Origin of the sequence: Parabacteroides sp. AF18-52, assembly GCF_003479145.1 — a bacterium.
GTDB lineage: Bacteria > Bacteroidota > Bacteroidia > Bacteroidales > Tannerellaceae > Parabacteroides > Parabacteroides faecis.
The window spans coordinates 127,515-147,631 of record NZ_QUGR01000010.1 but is presented as its reverse complement, the minus strand read 5'-3'; the positions used below and the strand labels follow the sequence as shown (position 1 = coordinate 147,631).

The window sequence follows — 20,117 nt, the reverse complement described above, 5'->3', positions numbered from 1 at the left end:
GGCTTTCAGGAGTAATACCGGGATTTTATCTATCATTTAATTCCGGGAAAAAGATCAGAATCCGGCATGTTCTTCTTTATTGACCGACTGGTCCGAATCGCGCTTCTTTTCTCCGCTATACATCCATTCGATCTCATCTTCGTATGTCTTGCCGTCTTTCACAACGACTGTTTTCACGATATTCTTACCCATATCGAGCGTCACATTATCTATAATATAATGTACGGGCGTATAACCTTCACGGATACCGGCCAGTTCTTTGCCGTTCAGATACACTTTCGGCGTACCGATATTTGAATAAACCGTCACTGAAGTTTCCTTCTTCTCACGATCCCAGTTACGACGTTGCGTCAGGAACAGTACAGGTTCTTTGCTCCAGTTGGCCTTATACCAAAAATAAGAATCTTTTTTGATCTTACGATCGAATGTAACCAGTCCTTTCATATTCCGAGCCGGAACACCGCCACGCACCCACATCGGGGCACAGAAGTCGAACGTATTCCAAAGGTAAGAAGCAATGATATACGGATGGGCCGCGATCACGCTCCACTGATATTCGTGAGTCTTGGTAGCAAATGTTTCCGGATAAAATTCTTTTGTCCAGTTTAGGGCATCTCCCAGATATTCTGTCTGATGGTTCAGGTTGGCATCAGCACCGTACTCGGTCAGCATCAGTTTCTGATGAGGATATTCTTTTTCCAATCCTTCCACCCAGGGTTTGATATCCTGTATTTTCTTTTCATACCAACCGAAATAACGGTTCATTCCCTGAATATCGGCAACCAGGTTCACCGGATGTTCCATATGACCATATCCGTTTACCGATACTGTGTAACGATCCGGATCTTCCGTCTTAGCCAGGTCATGCAGAGATTGCGTCAGTTCTTTGGTATATTGATGCGGCTGATACACTTCGTTATGCAGTCCCCACACATAAATAGACGGGTGATTGAAGCTCTGGCGGATCATTTCACGCAACTGGTTCCGGCAGTTTTCCGCTTCCTGACCCGTGACACGGTTCACAAACGGTATTTCCGCCCAGATGATCAATCCCAGGCTGTCGCAGCGGGAATACAAATAATCTGACTGCTGGTAATGAGCAAAACGGACGGTTGTCGCACCGACATCCATGATCGTAGCCAGATCGAAGTCATGGTTCTCATTCTTCAACGCACTACCCAGTCCCCACCAGTCCTGATGACGGGTAACACCATACATCGGATACTTCTCACCGTTCAGATAGAATCCTTTACCGGCAACGATCTCATATTTACGCAACCCTAACGGCTGTACCATTTCATCGATCACCTGTCCGTCTTTGATCAGACGGCTGACAACCTTATACAGATAAGGATTCTCACGTCCCTGCCACAAAGTCGGTTTCTTGATCGTGAAAGAAGACTCGTAAGCCTGTTCGCCCTGTGCCGTCAATTCGAAAGACTGACTGTTCGTTGCAATCTGTTTCCCTTCCTGGTCATAGATCGTATTCTGCAAAGTCACAGGGACCGGTTGCAGAGTACCGTTATCCAGTTTCACCTTTACTTTTACCTCCGCCTGTTTCTTAGACACATTCTTTTGGGTAATATAAACACCCGGAGAAGCACAATCAGTCACACTGATGTTATACGGTTCTGTTACGATCAACCATACCGGACGATAGATACCGCCATACACCCCGAACAGATTATGGTTGACGGGAATCACATCCGGACGCGATTTATTGTCCGCTTTCACCATGATCTCATTTTCTTCTCCCGCTTTCAATAACGGACCGATCTCACAAGCAAAAGCCGAGTATCCTCCTTTATGGGTAATAGCCAACACTCCGTTCACAAACACTTCGGAACAAGAGCCGACACCTTCAAAACGTAAAAAGACACGTTTATCCTTTAATTCCGCAGGGAAAAAATATTGTTTCTTGTAATAAGCAGCCCCTTCATAAAAGCTATTAGCCTGTACTTGCATATCTTTAGCATTCCAGGTATGGGGTATTTCCACTTCTGACCAACCACTATCCCATTTTCGGGCATTTACAGCCAACTCTTTTTCAGCCGGAGCCTTCTTAAATGACCAACCGGAATTAAAAGATTCCACTTTCCGGCCTTCCGCCTGCATCGACACAAATCCCAGACAGGCTAATAATAAGGTTAAACTTAATACTCGTTTATTCATGATTTGTTAATTGAATGAGTTGCAAATATACCTCCGAGCATCCGTTTCTGCTAATAAAATCATCTCATTACCGATTAAGATCGTCTCTATTTCGGCAAATAGCTCCATATTTATTACCTTTGTACAGATAAAAACAACTATATTGCTCCTGCAAAACCACACGTTGAATACATATGGCGAGAATACACAAACAAATACACATACTTATCATTTTACTCATCCATACCATTTCCGGTTATGGAAACAACAACAACCCGTTCTTCTTTTCACACCTGGGAGTGGAAGACGGGCTTTCCCAAGTCTCAGTGCTTAATATTTTCCAGGATTCGGACGGATATATATGGTTCGGAACCCGTAATGGGGCAAACCGTTATGACGGATATGAATTTAAACTGTATCAAAACGAAGTGAACAACCCAGCTTCAATCAGTGATAATTATATCCGCAAGATCAACGAAGACAAAAATAAAAACATATGGATAGGAACCTCCAACGGTGTGAACTGCATTGACTATAAAACACAGCAGATCTCCCGTTTCTATCCCAGAACAATTAATCCCTCAATTACGACTAATGCCGTCAATAACTTTCTATACCATACCAACGGCGATTTATATGCGTTCACCACCCGAAGCGTATTAAAATGTAATCCGGATAAAACGGTAGAGGAAATGTCTTTCCTGAAAAATTTCGAGGCTCCTATTCACTCTGTCATTCAGGATAACGACGGAGATATCTTTATCGGAACGGAAGACAAAGGATTATATATATTCTCCAGCGACTGGAAACGAAAAAAACATTATCTTCCGGATAGCGCCAATAATCGGCAGAAACTACCTAATAGCACTATATCCACTTTATTAAAAGGTCCTGATAATAACATTTTCATTGGAACCAATGAACACGGGCTATGTATATATAACAAAAAAGATGAGACTTTTACCCGGCTGGACACAGACAACTCCGGCCTGAATAACAATTCGATCCGTCACCTTATTCCATTCGGTAAAGACTCTATTCTGATCGGCACATTCAGAGGTTTAAATATACTGAATACTCAAACTATGATTATCAAGTCCATCGATATGGACATGAATGCAAAGGGGGCACTCAGCCATTACTCCATTCACAGCATGCTAATCGACCGTGATCAAACATTATGGGTCGGAACCTATTCTGCCGGAGTCAATTACCACAGCCCGTTTTATAAACCGACCTCATTCATCACGCCGAATGCCTTTGCCGGTATCATAGGACAAGGCCAGGAAGATAACGACGGTAATATGTGGTTCGCAACGGAAGGAGCCGGATTACTTTATTATAATCCGAACAATGAGGAACAAAGGATCTATCCCATTAAACCGTTACAAGCCGGGAATTATGAAATAAATATCCTCAAATCCATTTTGATACAGGGAGATTCTATTTTTTGTGCGACCCATTTCGGGTCTGTTTATCTCTTTTCGATTCATAGTAAACAATATCAAAAAATACATGACTATAAATATAACGACATTAATACCTTATATATTGATAGCAAAAAACGGTTATGGATTCCGACCAATACTCCAAGCCAGACGGTTATGGTCGATAAAGGGAAAACAATCAATAAATTCAATGTCGATGGCAGAGAAAAACAATTCAAAGGAATGTGCCTGATCAAAGAACTCGAACAGGATATCTTTTTATTTGGTGCGATCAGCGATAGTGTTTTCGTCTATGACATGAACGAAGAAACAGTAACGGACCTCACTGCCCGGTTACAGAACGGTGAGAAAAACAAACGATTAGGAAGTATCACCGGTGCATTGAAAGATGTCGAACAATACATATGGATAGCCACCACCAAAGGTGGTTTATTCCGGCTGGATAAAGAGTTGAACTTAATACAGAATTATCAGAAAGAGGATGGACTGTCGGAAAGTTACATCAATTCGCTATCCATCGATAAGAATGGCGATATATGGGTGGTCACCGTTAAAGAACTATATAAATTAAACCGTCCGGAAAATAAATTTGAACTGATCAGCCCCATTGACAGTCCGACACAAGAATACACACTCTATGCCAATAATTGTGTATCGAAAGACGGAACCCTCTATTTCCCGGGAAATAAAGGAATACTGGCGATCAATCCGCAAAAAGTGATAACGAATCCCAATATTCCCCCAGTTTATATAACCTCATTGCTTATAAACACTCAGGAAGATCCGGAAGGGCAAGCAACCTATCAGGAGTTATTGCCTCTGCAGTATGATAATAACGTCACACTTGAAGCCAACCAGGGAAATATCACGATCCGGTATTCAGCCTTAAACTTTATCCATTCTCAGGATAATTCCTACGCTTATATAATGGAAGGAGCCGACCATAACTGGCATAATATCGGTCATCGCCGGGAAGCTTATTACAGTAATCTATCACCCGGAAAATATACTTTCCGGGTAAAAGCAGCCAACAACGACGGCATTTGGAATACCCAGGAAGCAATACTGCATATCACCGTCAATCCTCCATTCTACAAAACGTGGTGGGCCTACCTGATCTATTTGTGTATCATATCCCTAATCGTTATATGGATCGTGCAGCGGCAACACCTCAAACACGAACGGGAACGGGAAGAAAAATACAGGGAGCTGGAACAGGAACGGATGAACGAACTGCATGAAGAACGGATGCGGATGTTCACCAACTTCTCACATGAACTGAGAACACCCCTTACATTGATCATTAATCCGTTGAATGATCTTCTTCAACGGGTAACCTTCTCTCCGGAAGTGAAAGATGCCTTGCAACTGATCAAGAAAAATACAGGAAGAATGTTACTGCTGGTAAACAATTTAATGGATATCCAGAAATATGAAGCCGGAAAAACAATCCTCCAGAAGACTCGTTTTAATTTTAGTGCGTTCATACAGGAAATGTATCATTCATTCGAAAGTGTTGCAGCGAACCGGGAGATTACTTTCACACTGGATAATAAGCTGCCGGAATCATTCTTCACTTGTTACGATGAGGCGGAGATCGAAAAAGTCTTTTTCAATCTGTTGTCCAATGCATTCAAATTCACTTCGTCCGGTGGTCAGGTAACCATTCGCATACGGCAAATAGCCCAGCCCTATTGCGAAGGTTTACCGATGTTCCCGGAACAGCAAGTTTCAACTTTGATAGAAAGCAGTTACCTGTTTATCGAAATAACAGATACCGGAATGGGATTCAACCAGGGAGAAGCCGATAAAATATTCGAGCCATTCTACCGTGCCAAAGAAGATATCTACAAACAGGTATCCGGTACCGGTATCGGCCTTAGCCTGACTCGTTCCATCGTCCAGCAACACCAGGGATCTATCTGGGCTACAAGTACCGAGGGAAAAGGCACTTGCTTTATGATACTCCTGCCGGATACAGAAAAGCAAAAAGAGCAGGCTAATGACGTTTCCCATTCATATCCTTCCGAGATCAATAAGAAAGTAGCGTTGCTGGTTGAAGAAACAGAAACCCGTAATAAACAAACAGTCTTACTGGTTGACGATAATCAGGAAGTATTGGAATATCTGGAACAGCAACTCCAACACGACTACATTGTCATGAAGGCGATCAATGGAAAAGATGCTCTTGAACAAATAGATAAAACGTATCCGCATATCGTTATCAGTGATGTGATGATGCCGGAAATGAACGGACTGGAACTCTGCATGAGAATCAAAGAAGATCAAAACTTCTGTCATATTCCGGTCATTCTGTTAACAGCTAAATCGATGGTCTCACAAATTGAAGAAGGGCTGGAAGCAGGAGCAGACGATTATATCGTAAAACCGTTCCAGGTCTCTTTACTGAAAGCCCGTATAAAAAATATCCTCTCACTCCGGGAGAAAATGAAAAATATCTACGGAGAATCATCGACACTGAAACAGCTCGGTGTGGAAGAACCGGAAGAGAACAACGACTTCCTCAGTCAATACATAGATATTGTGAAAGCCAATATATCCAATCAGGAACTGGACGTGTCAGTGATCTACCAGGCTTTGGGTATGAGCCGGGCAAACTTTTACAGGAAAGTGAAAGCCGTTACCGGCTTATCCCCTATCGAGCTTATCAAGAATATACGCCTGGAAGCCGGAGCAAAGCTACTTAAAGAATCGAGTATGAATGTGTCTGAAGTAGCCCAGCATGTAGGTTTCAGTAGCCGCTCTTATTTTGCCCGAAGTTTTAAGACGGTTTATGGAATGTCACCGACCGAATATCAGGAAAGTAAACAATGAGACATTTATACTCACATTTGGGATAATTATACTTATCCCAAATGCAGTTCTTTTATTCTTTTGGCTATTGTTAATCATTAATAAAAGAAACTATGTATTCATTGTCATTAAAACACATGGCAGCACTGGCCGGGCTGAGTGCCGCCACCTTGTTGCCCGTAAATCTGATTGCAGAAACGGCCGTCAGCCCTTCTATCGAACAAAACACCCGGTCAGGCTTTGATAAACAGGAAATATTATCGGTTGCCGGAAAAGTTGCCGACTGGCAGATCAAAGAGTTTCCCAACAATAAATATGCAATCAGCGAACCCAAAGGTTGGATCGCCGGTGCTCTCTATTTGGGAATGTACGACTGGGCCGAACTCTGTGGCGATACCCAATACTTCGACTGGCTGAAAAAGGTCTTCAACCGCCAGCACTGGCAGGTAGCCGACCGGATGTATCATGCCGACGACATTTGTGTCTCACAGACTTATCTGGATATGTATAATAAGTACAAGGAAGAAAAAATGCTTCTCCCTACCCTGGCCCGCATCGACTGGGTCATCAATAATCCATCCAAAGGAGGATTGGATATCGATTATAGCAAACCTGTCACCTATGAAAGATGGTCCTGGTGCGATGCCTTGTTCATGGCTCCCGCCGTTTATACCCGCCTTTACACCCTCACCGGCAATAAAAAATATATGATGTTCGCCGATACCGAATTTAAAGCCACTTACAATCATTTATACGATAAAGATGAAAAACTCTTTTTCCGTGATAGCCGCTATTTCGGTCAGAAAGAGGCAAACGGCAAAAAAGTCTTTTGGGGACGCGGAAACGGCTGGGTGATCGGCGGTCTGGCAGAAATATTGAAAACATTACCTGTCGATGATACGGAATATCGTCCCTTTTACCTCCAGTTGTTTCAGGAAATAAGCGAACGGCTAGCCGGACTGCAAAGCAAAGACGGCTATTGGCATGCCAGCCTGTTGGACCCGGAAAGTTATCCGTCGCCGGAAACCAGTGCGACCGGTTTTATCGTCTATGGTCTTGCATACGGGGTGAATCATGGGTATCTTCCGGCAGATAAATACCTTCCCGTTATCGAAAAAGGATGGAAAGCTCTTGTCTCGGCAGTAGAACCGGACGGTAAACTGGGATGGGTACAGCCTGTCGGTGCCGATCCGCGCAAAGTGACTCGTGATATGACAGAATTATACGGAACAGGCGCTTTTCTGATGGCCGCATGCGAGATTTATAATTTTAACAAATAAAGCCACATAAAATACATGTTTTTTAGCGTATTGAGACAATAATACGTCCTTTTGAGACATATTTGTCCGCACACAATATGTATAATTCATTCTTTTGACCCAAAATTAGTAAACCACTTTACTTTATTTTATTACTTAAATTATTTAATGCGCAAAATTATTATGGAAAGCATGAGAAGATTTTTCAATGCGCTACCTCTTCTTACAGGGGAGGCAGCCAAAAGAAAGAGTAGATTTCTTTCTTTATTATTTATTCTTCTTACATCTTTATCAGTGCAGGTTTTTGCACAAGATGTTAAGATTTCTGGTACTGTTATTGGAGAAGCCGACAAATTTCCGATCATCGGAGCAAATGTATTGGTAAAAGGTACTACAATGGGTACAATTACCGATGTGGATGGTAAATTCTTTCTTGATGTGCCTCAGAACTCAACCCTCGTAATTTCTTACATCGGTTGTCAGACACAAGAGATCAAAGTGACAGGAGCAAAAATGTTGAACATTGTATTAAAAGACGATGCAATCGGTCTGGAAGACGTTGTTGTGATCGGTTACGGTTCGCAAAAGAAATCCGACTTAACCGGTGGTATTGTTGCCGTTGGAGAAGAAAAGCTTCAGATGGTAACAACCAACAACCTGTTGGATAAACTGGCGGGGCAGGTTGCCGGTCTGAACATCACGACAAGCAAAGCGAGTCCGTCGGAAGACCAGACCCTGCGTGTACGTGGCGAAAACTCGCTGACAGCCGATAATGCTCCGTTGGTTGTACTCGACGGTATTCCCTACAGTGGATCACTCGGAGATATCGACCCGAACATCATTGAAAACATGTCAGTCCTGAAAGATGCCTCTTCCGCAGCGATCTATGGTTCACGCGGTTCTAACGGGGTTATCCTTATCCAGACAAAGAAAGGTAAAAGAGGAGCTGCTTCTGTAACTTATAAAGGACAGATCGGTTTCTCACAACCGGAACGTCATATTAATATGATGAACGGTTCCGATTATATCAAATACCTACAGGCTCAGTACGCAGTATGGAAAGGTATCGAAAACCCGACCGTAGACGATGTATTAAGAGCGATCGAAAAGGAAAACTACCAGAATGGCATTGAAACAGACTGGCAGGATATGATTTTCCGGACCGCCCTGACTAACAGCCATCAGATCAGTATCTCCGGTGGTACGGATGCCACCACTTACATGGCATCTATCTCACGCCTGAACCAGGAAGGTGTGGTCGAAGATACCGGTGTAAAACGAACGAACATCTCTCTGAATATCACTCAGAAGTTAGGCAGCTGGCTGACAATAGGTATGGGAACTCAAGCTATACAAAAAGAATATGGTGGCATGCAGGCAGGTATATCCGATGCGATGCTCCAGTCACCTTACGGAAAAATGTACAACACCGACGGTTCTTTACGCGACTATCCGATGGATGAGACATTACATCCGAACCCGTTCGCCAATATGAACGCAACCAGTGATAAGACATCACGTAACATTTTCATCTCCACATTTGCAGATGCGATGTTGCCGGTGAAAGGCTTGTCTTTCCGCACAAACTTCGGTTACAACTATCGCTCTAAATTCGAAGGTGAATACTACGGACGTAATACACTTACAGGACGTGAGCAAAACGGTTCCGCTAAAATCATAAACGAACATTACTGGGATTACACCTGGGAAAACTTGTTGAAATACAACCGTGAATTCGGAAGACATAAAATCGACGCGACAGCCCTGTTCAGTTTACAACAGACCAATCTGCAAAAGTCCGAACAATCCGGTACCAGCTTCGTTAATGACGATTCCGAATACCATAATATGGCTGGAGCAGAAGAGAACAAGATTCTGAAATCAGAATTGACCGAAACCGCTATGTTATCCTATATGTTACGTGTCAACTACAACTTCGCCAACAAATATTTGCTGACGTTTACCGGTCGTTCCGACGGTTATTCAGCTTTTGGTGAAAATAACAAATATGCTTTCTTCCCATCGGTAGCAGCAGCATGGAATATTTCACAGGAAAGCTTCATGGAAAGTACTGCCGACGTATTGAGTATGTTGAAACTTCGTCTTTCATGGGGTTCTAACGGTAATCAGGCGATCAAAGCCTATCAGACATTGGACCGTCTTTCACTGACAACTTATATCTACGGGGATAAAAGTACAGCCGTGAATGGTGTTTACCTCCCTTATGACGGTGTAGGTAACCCGAACCTGAAATGGGAAACAACCCGCACATTCAATGCAGGTCTCGACTTCAGCTTCCTCAACAACCGCCTGTCCGGTAATATCGATGTTTACGTTTCCAATACATCCGACCTGTTGATGAAACGTACCGTACCTATTATGAACGGCTATAACTCTATCATGGACAACGTGGGTAAAACCCGCAACAAAGGGGTCGAAATTACATTGAACTCTGTAAATGTGGAAACAAAAGACTTCCGCTGGGGATCAAGCTTCAACTTCGCTCTGAATCGTGACAAGATCGTCGAACTGCGTGGTGACGGTAACGATGACCTGACCAACAAATGGTTTATCGGCGAACCGGTGAAAGTCCATTACGACTACAACGTGTTGGGTACCTGGCAGGAAAATGACAGCTTCGAACTGAACGGCCATACCATCGCCTGGGACGCCACACAGAAAAAATACCTGAATGAAAAGGGGGAAGAATACCAAAAAGGAGCAGCGCCGGGTTCTGCCAAGCTGGAAGACCGGGACGGTGACGGTAAAATTACGGCAAAGGATAAAATGATCATCGGTTCCAAACTGCCGAGCTTCACGATGTCTTTAGGCAACACGATCAACTACAAAGATTTCACATTCTCGTTCCTGTTCAACGGCGTATTCGGCGTTACCAAAGAAATGCAGGATTACAACTTCGAACGTTGGTCTCTCGGATACAACTATATCGACGGCATGGACTACTGGACACCGGAAAATCCGACAAACGAAATGACCTCACCGGGTTATGTGCCTTACGACAAACATACATTCTATAAGAAAATGAATTATGTTCAGTTGAAGAACATCACGCTAGGTTACAATATCCCGCAATCCCTGTTGAACAAGGTAGGTATCGCCGCCCTGAACGTAAATGCCAGTATTAATAACGTATGTACATTCAGCAACGTAAAGAACGCATTGAACTTCGACGGTACGGATACAAATGCCAATATCATTTATACCTACCCGACTGCCCGTTCATACATGTTAGGTTTAAATCTTACTTTCTAATCCATAAATGAATACAGATATGAAAAATATATTGAAAGTTGCCGCAGCAACACTTTTATTATTCTCAGGAACATCCTGTTCCGATTTTTTAGATGAAGATCTAAAAAAAGAACTGGCTCCGGACAATACTTATACCAGCACTTACGGTTTCCAGGTAGGGGTTAACGGTCTGTACGGCTGGGCCCGTTCCGAGTTCAACACATGGGGAGGCGGCACTGCATCCCTGAGTCAGGCCTGTCCTTACGAAGCATTCCAGGTAGCTACCGATATCGTCTACACCGGTCATAAGGACGGTTCTTTACTGCCTTTTGAAAATTTGTCTTACACCTCTTCCACTACATTCGTTGAGAACTATTGGAAATGGTCATATGGCCTGATCGCGAATGTAAACGAGTTACTGACCTATGCTGATAAGAATGAGAACTGGAATGCTCCTACCGATAAAGTAGGTTTCCAGGCAGAAGCCCGTTTCTTCCGTGCCTATGCTTACCGCTATCTCGTTTACCTCTACGGGGATGTACCTTACGTGGAAACGATCGAAGGACAGTTCCGCATCGATTTTACCCGGACACCGAAAGCAGAAGTTCTCGGACATATCATAGACGACCTGAAGTTCGCTGCAGAAAATCTTCCGGAAAATCCGGATAATGTGGAAGCAGGAAAACTGACCAAATGGCCGGCCCTTCACCTGCTTTCGGAAATGTATTTGCTCACCGGGGAATATGCCAAGTCGGAGGAAGCCGCTCAACAAGTGATCAATTCCGGTTATTTCCAGTTGATGACTACACGTTTCGGCGCGCAGAAAGACCTACCGGGTGACCCGTTCTCCGATATGTTCATCGAATACAATCAGAACCGTACTTCCGGAAACAAAGAAGCTATCTGGGTGATGCAGCTCGAATACAATACGACAGGCGGCGGCGGAAAATACGAAGACTGGACAAAACGCGCGTGGGTTCCCAAATACTGGAATGAAACAGGTTTCACATTGTGTGACTCACTGGGTGGACGTGGTCTGGCGCAGATCGTTCCGTTCAAATGGTGGATCGACACAGATAACTTCTATGCAAACAGCGATATACGTAATTCAAAATATAATATCAAAAGGACCTGGTATTATAATAACCCGGAAACCCCGGAATTATTGGGTAAAGAAGCTCCTGTCACGGAAAGTACCTGGTCGAAATGTACCATCTATCCGGTGATCACTAAATTTTTCTACGGAAAAACAGACGATAGTCCGAGTTATGAAGGCAACAACAAAGACCGTATGAAATTCCGGCTGGCTGAAACTTACCTGCTGTTAGCCGAAGCCCGTATCCGCCAGAACAACGCAAACGGTGCTGCCGAAGCGATCAATGTCGTTCGTAAACGTGCCGGTGCTCCGGACATCGCTGCTTCACAGGCTACAATGGACTTCCTGCTGGATGAACGTATCCGCGAATTAGTAGGAGAAGAATTACGCCGTCTGACATTGGTTCGTACCGGTAAGCTGGTAGAACGTACCAAAAAGTACAATTCTTACAGCAACCAGATCGACGAACATCATGCTTTATGGCCGATCCCGCAAACGATTATCGACTCCAACACGGGAGCTGATTTTCCACAGAATCCGGGTTATTAACAGATAAATGAAAGTATGTGTGACAAAAGTCACACATACTTTATATAATACATTTTCTAAAATAATTCACCATGAAACGTATCTTACACTCATTTCTGATTCTTATCACACTGGTATTCAACGCATCTGCCCAGGATTGGCTGATCGACGGTTCTTCCTACAAGTCTAATGTACAGACTACCCATGAGGGGAAACGTCTCGAACTGAGCAACGGCCTCCTGCGCCGTACTTTTCTGCTTGCCCCTAACGCAGCAACCATCGCCCTTGACAACCTGATGACCGGACAAAACGAATTACGGGCAGTGCGCCCTGAAGCCCTCCTTGTCATCAATGGAAAAGAATACCCTGTCGGAGGACTGACCGGGCAACCCGTCAATAACTTTCTGACAGAAGAATTTATCGACACGATGCAGGCTTGCGACTCAGCCTTTATGTTAGTCGATTACCAGATAAGCGAAAGCAAAGAACGCTTTCCCTGGAAACCCAACTTTCAATGGATCTCGAATGTATATCCCTGGCCGTCTCCGGGAAAACGGATCACATTCAATTACCAGGCACCGGCAACAGCTCCCCAGGAATGTAAAGAGCTGAGAGTACGCGTCATCTACGAACTGTATGACGGTGCCCCTATCCTTGCTAAATGGATCGAGATCGAAAACAAAGGGCCGGAAACCGTTACGCTCGACTCTTTCAAATCTGAAATACTCGCCTTAGTGGAAACCGCCCCGAAAGTACATTACGGCGAACCGCACGAAGTACGCATGATGGCACAAGAGCCGGGTGCTTACACCCAAGATTTTCGTAAACAACCGGTACAGACAGATGCACCACGTGACTATATAGACCGTTTCACCCAGCTGTTCGTCGTCACTGACTATGCCATGGGCGGCGATATGGAAGCAATGAAAGACAATCCGGCTGTCCGCTGGGTATTCGACCATCCCGAATATGAATTTACCGGAATACGTTACTACGGACAATACAAACCCGCTCGTCTGGAAGTCACTCCCCTACTCGGCCCCGGAATGGAAATCAAGGCCGGTGATAGTTTTGAATCCTGTACGGCATTCGAGATGCTACGGGATGCGACCGACCGGGAACGACGTGGCTTGGCAGAATGTAAGTTCTGGCGCATGATGGCTCCCTGGACACAGGAGAATCCGATATTTATGCACGTACGCCAATCAGATAGCGAAGCGGTCAAACAAGCCATCGACCAATGTGCCGCCGTCGGCTTCGAAATGGTCATCATGACTTTCGGCAGCGGATTCAAGATTGAGAATGATTCAGCTTCTTATCTGCAACGAATGAAAGAATTAAGCGACTATGCCGCCGGAAAAGGTATCGCCATCGGAGGTTACTCCCTGCTGGCTAGCCGAGGAGCAAAAGAGACAGACGCCGCAATTAGTCATAGAACCGGGAAACCGGCCCAAACACGTGAAGAAGGTAGCCGGTTCGGCGTATCTCCCTGTATCGCATCCGATTGGGGAGATACCTACTTCCGTAAATTACAGAATTTCTTTATGGAAACAGGCATGAACGTCTTTGAAAACGACGGTTCGTATCCCGGAGATCCCTGCGCTTCCACTTCTCACAGCGGGCACAAAGGGTATCTCGATTCCCAATGGCAGCAATGGAAGAAAATCAGCTCCTTCTATCGTTGGTGCCGGGCGAACGGAGTCTATCTGAACGTTCCGGACTGGTATTTCCTCAGCGGTTCCAACAAAACACCGATGGGATATGTAGAGACCAACTGGTCGTTACCCCGTGCCTATCAGGAAATCATCGAACGACAAAATATCTATGACGGAACCTGGCAGAAAACACCCAGCATGGGATTCATGTTCGTTCCCCTCACCCAATATCACGGAGGAGGTGAAGCTGCTACGATCGAGCCTCTGAATGAGCATCTGGACCATTACGAAACACGGCTCCGGAATCTGTTCGGGGCAGGCGTACAAGCTTGTTATCGCGGACCGCGTCTATACGACACCGAAGCAACAAAAGAACTCGTAAATAAATGGGTATCTTTCTATAAAAAATACCGTCAGATACTGGATTCCGACATTATCCACCTCCGCCGACCCGACGGACAAGACTGGGATGGGATCATGCACGTGAACCCGGCACTGAAACAGAAAGGCTTCATCTCCGTTTACAACCCGCTGGATGTTCCTGTACACAAAGAGATCAAAATTCCTCTTTATTATACGGGACTGACCGATAAGGTAATCATAAAAGAACAAGACAAAAATGTACAGGTATATACATTGGAACGCGACTATTCCGTTACCATCCCTATTACTATACCTGCCAAAGGATATAACTGGTATATCGTTGAATAACATAAATATAACCATCTAACAGTAAGATCATGATCATCAATAACACATCCCCAAAACGTCTGCTTCTTTGCTTTTTATTCGGGATACTCCCCATGCTGAGCACAGATTGCTACAACCTGCATGCGTCAAAGCCCGGCATACCCAAAAAGCAGAAGAACATCTATCACAAAGGATGGATCGACTTCAATAAAAACGGAGAAAAAGATATTTACGAAGATCCTTCCCAGCCCATTGACAAACGAGTGGAAGATCTGCTCAAACAAATGACAACCGAGGAGAAAACCTGTCAGCTAGGTACAATCTACGGATATGGTGCTGTGTTGAAAGATACTCTTCCCACACCGGAATGGAAAAACCGGATCTGGAAAGACGGTATCGGCAACATTGACGAACATCTGAACGGAGAATGGAAACGTACTTCGCTGGATTACCCCTACTCCAATCACACAGACGCCATGAATAAAGTACAGGCTTTCTTTGTGGAAGAAACACGTCTGGGAATCCCTGCCGACATGACCAACGAAGGGATCCGCGGACTAAAGCATGAAAAATCGACATTCTTCCCGGCACAGATCGGACTAGGATGTACCTGGGATAAAGAACTTGTCCGTGAGATCGGCCGTATCACCGGAGAAGAAGCGAAAGCCCTAGGATATACAAATGTCTACTCTCCCATTCTCGACCTGGCACGCGACCCACGTTGGGGACGGACCGTCGAAAGCTACGGAGAAGATCCTTATCTTGCCGGAGAACTGGGACGACAACAGATACTTGGCATCCAGAGCAACCGGGTGGTATCCACCCCCAAACACTTCGCCATCTATGGAGTACCTGCCGGAGGTCGCGACTGTGAATCACGCACCGATCCACATGCCACTCCACAGGAAGTACACGAACTTCACTTGGAACCGTTCCGTATCGCCTTCCAGGAAGCCGGAGCCCTGGGAACCATGTGTGCCCATAACGACTATAACGGCACTCCGGTCAGTGCCAGTTATTATCTGATGACCGAATTAATGCGAAACCAATGGGGATTTAAAGGATATATCGTATCCGACAGTTGGAGCATCGATAAAAATAAAAAGTTCTATCACATTGTAGATAATGAAGAAGAAGCCGTTGCCAGCGAGTTGAATGCTGGGTTGAATATCCGCACATTCTTCCAAAAACCGGAAATATTTATCGAAACGTTACGAAAAGCCTTGACAAACGGCTTGGTAGAGGAAAGTACCCTGGATCAGCGCGTACGGGAAGTTCTTTATGTCAAATTCTGGCTGGGACTTTTCGACGAACCTTATGTAAAAGCCCCCCAACTCGCAGACCGGATAGTCAACAGCGAGAAAAACCGAACTGTTTCATTACGTGCCGCCCACGAATCCATCGTCTTACTGAAAAATGAAAAAAACAGGTTGCCTTTGTCAAAAGACATCAAAAACATTGCGGTGATTGGTCCGTTGGCTGATGAATACAAATCGTTGACTTCCCGTTACGGCTCCCATAATCCGGAAGTAATAACCGGTCTGCAAGGACTGAAGAATTTGTTGGGAGACAATGTAAATCTGATGTATGCCAAAGGTTGTAATGTCCGGGATAAAAACTTCCCGCAAAGCGATGTGATGTTCTTTGAACTGAGCGATAAGGAAAAAGAAGAAATCGACGAAGCCGTAGATATTGCCCGAAAAGCTGAAGTTGCAATCGTTTATGTAGGCGATGACTTCCGTACGATCGGTGAATCCAGGAGTCGTGTCAACCTGGATCTGTCGGGTAGGCAAAAAGAGCTGGTACGTGCTGTACAGGCAACCGGTACTCCGGTCGTATTAGTACTATTCAACGGCCGTCCGGTCACATTGAATTGGGAAGATACCCATTTACCGGCCATCGTTGAAGCCTGGTATCCCGGGGAATTCTCCGGACAAGCGGTTGCCGAAGTGCTGTTCGGTGACTATAATCCCGGAGGAAAACTCTCTGCCACCTTTCCGAAATCGGTCGGACAAATTCCCTGGGCCTTCCCTTTCAAACCCAATGCTACAGGTAAAGGTTTTGCACGGGTGGACGGCGAATTGTATCCGTTCGGCTACGGACTCAGCTATACCACCTTCGAACTGAGCGACCTTCAACCGACCATTGCAAAAATAGCCGATGGAGACACCTTGATCGTTACCTGCAAAGTAAAAAACACAGGTTCGGTAAAAGGCGATGAAGTCGTCCAGCTTTATCTGAACGACGAAACATCTTCCATCTCCCGCTTCGAAAAAGAATTATGCGGCTTCGAACGTGTCTCTCTGGAACCGGGTGAAGAAAAGACAGTCACTTTCAAGGTAAACCGCCGTGCTTACGGCATGTATAACGATCAAAATGAGTTTGTAGTAGAACCCGGGAAGTTCTTCCTGTCTGCCGGAAATTCATCCCAATCGACTCCTTTAAATGCAGAATTTTATGTGGAATAAGTTAATGATAGTCCTGTTGCTGCTAGTAGGCAGCCAGGCTATTTTTTCCCAGACATGGTTGGATAAAACCGATAAAAATATCCTCCAATATATTTCAGAGAACAAGGAACGCATCGAAAACTGTAAACAGACCGATACGCTCTTCATTATGACCGACCAGGAAGAAGATGAATTAGGACGCTTATTCAAAGTGTCCTATCGCTTCTATTTGGAAAATAATGTATGTGTGTCCTACGAACGTTTGTTGCCGATTCATCGTTATTGGGCAGCTACGCTCCTGGAAGAAATTTCTTTGCAGGAAGCTGAAGCTTCAGGAGAGGAAATAGATGTAGACGGAGAAACATTGAACACGATCTATACTTTCGATGACTACCAGATACATCTTTCATTAAAAGATGACCTGTTGATCCTACTTTATACCAAATGCACTCCTTAGTTATATTCAACTTAAGGAGTGCACTTTAAAATATAAATCTTCGTTGTATAATCCTCTCTTTTTTATCTGAAGGCTTCCACTCGATAACCCTTTTCCCGTAAAAGACAAATAACTCCATTTTTACCCGGTAAATGACGAACACCGACTGCTATGAATGTCGGATTATCTTTAATTAATCCGGGTAACTTTTGTACCCAGTCCCGGTTCCTTTGGTCTATCATCTTTTCTAAAAAATCGTCATATTCCTTACTATACAGAGGTTCATCCTGAAAAGCCGAACGAATCTTTTTCTCACAATCAACTATACGGTTTATATCCTGTGACCGGTAAGCACTATGCAATTCATCTATCAAAAGAGTCTGTACTTTCTGGTCTCGTAAAGCGATGATCAACTGGGAGGCTTCCTCTTTCAGATTACCCTCAGGAAATAACATATCCAATTGTTCCTTGATTGTCTCCAAACCCAACACATTATATTGCTTGTCTTTTGCACTTGTGTACAATACCACATCCATGACCTGAGTTCGCATACTATCAATTTGCCCCTGGCTGTATCCTGCCTTCACCAGCTTAGCTTGTTCCTCCAGCTGCCTAAGTACCAATGCCAGAAAAGCCGGCTTCAAATACATTTTATCCAAAGGAACATTCATTCGGCTAACCAACACAGAGTCCAGAAATGAATATTCAGGTTCATCCAATAAATTTGTATAAGAAGTATCCCTCGGCAATTTGGGGTCAAATGAAGACATAAACTCTTCCATATTATCTATATTTTCTGCTTCTCCCACGTATTGTGTACAGACATCGAACGCTTTTTGAAAACCGGGAATACTATCAACATAACTATACAATATATCGAAAGTTCCATGCCACGTTCCCAAAAGATAAGAAGGCTTTTCAAGCCCATTTCCAGAGATTTCCCACAACACACCTCCTTCAAGATCCTTTTGGGAAGAAAAGGAACAAGACAAAAAAGCAAAAAATAAGACAAGTACTGAAACCAAATTTTTATACATAACAGCCTATCTTATAAGGGTAACTTACTTACATCCACCTCCGGAACAGTGCCATTCGGCTGACGGGTAAACATAGATTTAAACTCTGTATTATCATTGAAGAAACCGCCGTTACGAAGGAAAAACATATTATCAGCCACACCACCCGCATAATCCTGACGGACCCCGGCACGGGCTGTAGCATCATAAGTAAACATACCTTCGGTAAGTTCTTTCCATTCTCCTTTTGCCGTACGTGCCCATTGGTTTCCGAAACGGACGCTACGTTCCAGATAGCCTTGTCCGGGTATAAAGTTTTCAAGGAAAGAATGTGCTCCGGTATACCACACATTTGTCTGCGGACGCAAGAACCCGGCTATCAGGCGCCATTGATTTTCTTCAGGGGCAAAAAACCAGGCATAATAAGCGGTATTTCCTTTCCCATCTGGATGAACGCGTGTAATTACACGATAAGTTTCACCTGCTTTCCAGGGATAAATCAAATAACTTTGTCCGCCAGAACCCTCATTACCAAACTCGCCGATATGAACGTCCTTTCCCTGTGCCAGTAATTTAATACGGTGATCTTCCGGTATCGCTTTCGGATCATCCGTTTCAAACGGGCTCCATACAGAAAATAAAATACGACGCTCTTTGTCGCTATTCGCCTGGATACCACAATATCCTTCCCCAAAACCATTGGTCATAAAATAACTACCTATTTTATCTTCTCCCTCAGGTACAGTTATTTCATTATAAAAATATTCAATCGGTTCTTCCGGCAAAGTATATTTCATGTGCACCGAAGGTCCGCGCATTCCCCAGTAAGGTTCAAAATCACGTATAAAATAAAGAGGTTCCCGGGCAGCCGGACCATCTATCAACAGTTCGGAAATACCGGCAAACTGAGTACCTTCTTTTTTCTCTCCCTGCAAATCCACACGCACATAACCTGGTTCAGAAAGTAATATGCTACCTACCGGAATAACCGTTTCCGCAGCATCTACGACCTTCACATCAAAACTCTTTCCGCCAAAAGTAACCTTCACCACCGACGGACCTTCCGTAGCAGAGGCTTTCAGGAACAGTTTCAATTCTCCTGCCTGGCTTACCTTAAACCACGATGAAAGAACAGCTTCGGATCCCGTCCACGATTTGATACCTTCGGTTGAGACTTTCGCTCCATCTTTCCCTGCTGTCACATAGGTATTTCCACCCAACGGAACAACCACCGCATCCGCTGACAATTCTAACTGTTTCCCCTGGCAACTACACATCAGGACAGCTATACCCAATAAAAAAACTTGTTTAATCTTCTTCATTTT

10 protein-coding genes are annotated in these 20,117 nt (G+C 44.4%); 7 read left to right on the top strand and 3 right to left on the bottom strand.

Annotated features, from left to right (window positions below; all coding sequences use genetic code 11):
* Positions 1-54: 54 nt before the first annotated feature.
* Positions 55-2,172 carry a glycoside hydrolase family 2 protein gene (locus DWX23_RS16745; protein WP_122375325.1) on the bottom strand — a complete coding sequence of 706 codons (2,118 nt, stop codon included), beginning with the start codon at positions 2,170-2,172 and terminating at the stop codon, positions 55-57.
* A 173-nt stretch (positions 2,173-2,345) separates the two neighbouring features.
* Between DWX23_RS16745 and DWX23_RS16740 the strand changes: the two genes are divergently transcribed.
* The 7 genes from DWX23_RS16740 (at position 2,346) to DWX23_RS16710 (ending at position 17,797) form a co-directional block, all read left to right on the top strand.
* The gene (locus DWX23_RS16740) at positions 2,346-6,434 is read left to right on the top strand and encodes a two-component regulator propeller domain-containing protein (RefSeq protein WP_122375324.1); all 4,089 of its coding nucleotides are present in this window, start codon (positions 2,346-2,348) and stop codon (positions 6,432-6,434) included.
* 92 nt (positions 6,435-6,526) lie between these two features.
* Positions 6,527-7,693 (top strand): glycoside hydrolase family 105 protein, encoded by a 1,167-nt coding sequence (locus DWX23_RS16735; RefSeq protein WP_122375323.1) that lies wholly within the window; start codon positions 6,527-6,529, stop codon positions 7,691-7,693.
* Between the two features lie 171 nt (positions 7,694-7,864).
* Positions 7,865-10,945 carry a TonB-dependent receptor gene (locus DWX23_RS16730; protein WP_122375366.1) on the top strand — a complete coding sequence of 1,027 codons (3,081 nt, stop codon included), beginning with the start codon at positions 7,865-7,867 and terminating at the stop codon, positions 10,943-10,945.
* Between the two features lie 19 nt (positions 10,946-10,964).
* Complete coding sequence (locus DWX23_RS16725) at positions 10,965-12,569, top strand: RagB/SusD family nutrient uptake outer membrane protein (RefSeq protein WP_122375322.1); 1,605 nt, start codon at positions 10,965-10,967, stop codon at positions 12,567-12,569.
* A gap of 71 nt (positions 12,570-12,640) precedes the next feature.
* Positions 12,641-14,914: a hypothetical protein gene (locus DWX23_RS16720; RefSeq protein WP_122375321.1), complete on the top strand. Its 2,274-nt coding sequence runs from the start codon at positions 12,641-12,643 to the stop codon at positions 14,912-14,914.
* 29 nt (positions 14,915-14,943) lie between these two features.
* Complete coding sequence (locus tag DWX23_RS16715; protein WP_122375320.1) at positions 14,944-17,361, top strand: glycoside hydrolase family 3 N-terminal domain-containing protein; 2,418 nt, start codon at positions 14,944-14,946, stop codon at positions 17,359-17,361.
* Positions 17,351-17,797, top strand: coding sequence for a hypothetical protein (locus DWX23_RS16710; RefSeq protein WP_122375319.1), 447 nt, complete (start codon positions 17,351-17,353; stop codon positions 17,795-17,797). Before DWX23_RS16715 ends, DWX23_RS16710 begins: the two co-directional genes overlap by 11 nt.
* A gap of 62 nt (positions 17,798-17,859) precedes the next feature.
* Here DWX23_RS16710 and DWX23_RS16705 read toward each other — a convergent pair whose 3' ends face one another.
* Positions 17,860-18,813 carry a TraB/GumN family protein gene (locus DWX23_RS16705; RefSeq protein ID WP_122375318.1) on the bottom strand — a complete coding sequence of 318 codons (954 nt, stop codon included), beginning with the start codon at positions 18,811-18,813 and terminating at the stop codon, positions 17,860-17,862.
* An 11-nt stretch (positions 18,814-18,824) separates the two neighbouring features.
* Positions 18,825-20,114, bottom strand: coding sequence for a DUF3472 domain-containing protein (locus DWX23_RS16700; RefSeq protein WP_122375317.1), 1,290 nt, complete (start codon positions 20,112-20,114; stop codon positions 18,825-18,827).
* Positions 20,115-20,117: the final 3 nt, after the last annotated feature.

What these genes read in the sequence shown, in the direction of transcription:
- DWX23_RS16730 (WP_122375366.1), top strand. Translation starts at nt 7,865, where the DNA reads ATGAGAAGATTTTTCAATGCGCTACCTCTTCTTACAGGGGAGGCAGCC.
- DWX23_RS16740 (WP_122375324.1), top strand. Translation starts at nt 2,346, where the DNA reads ATGGCGAGAATACACAAACAAATACACATACTTATCATTTTACTCATC.
- DWX23_RS16725 (WP_122375322.1), top strand. Translation starts at nt 10,965, where the DNA reads ATGAAAAATATATTGAAAGTTGCCGCAGCAACACTTTTATTATTCTCA.
- DWX23_RS16720 (WP_122375321.1), top strand. Translation starts at nt 12,641, where the DNA reads ATGAAACGTATCTTACACTCATTTCTGATTCTTATCACACTGGTATTC.
- DWX23_RS16745 (WP_122375325.1), bottom strand. Translation starts at nt 2,172, where the DNA reads ATGAATAAACGAGTATTAAGTTTAACCTTATTATTAGCCTGTCTGGGA.
- DWX23_RS16705 (WP_122375318.1), bottom strand. Translation starts at nt 18,813, where the DNA reads ATGTATAAAAATTTGGTTTCAGTACTTGTCTTATTTTTTGCTTTTTTG.
- DWX23_RS16710 (WP_122375319.1), top strand. Translation starts at nt 17,351, where the DNA reads ATGTGGAATAAGTTAATGATAGTCCTGTTGCTGCTAGTAGGCAGCCAG.
- DWX23_RS16700 (WP_122375317.1), bottom strand. Translation starts at nt 20,114, where the DNA reads ATGAAGAAGATTAAACAAGTTTTTTTATTGGGTATAGCTGTCCTGATG.
- DWX23_RS16735 (WP_122375323.1), top strand. Translation starts at nt 6,527, where the DNA reads ATGTATTCATTGTCATTAAAACACATGGCAGCACTGGCCGGGCTGAGT.
- DWX23_RS16715 (WP_122375320.1), top strand. Translation starts at nt 14,944, where the DNA reads ATGATCATCAATAACACATCCCCAAAACGTCTGCTTCTTTGCTTTTTA.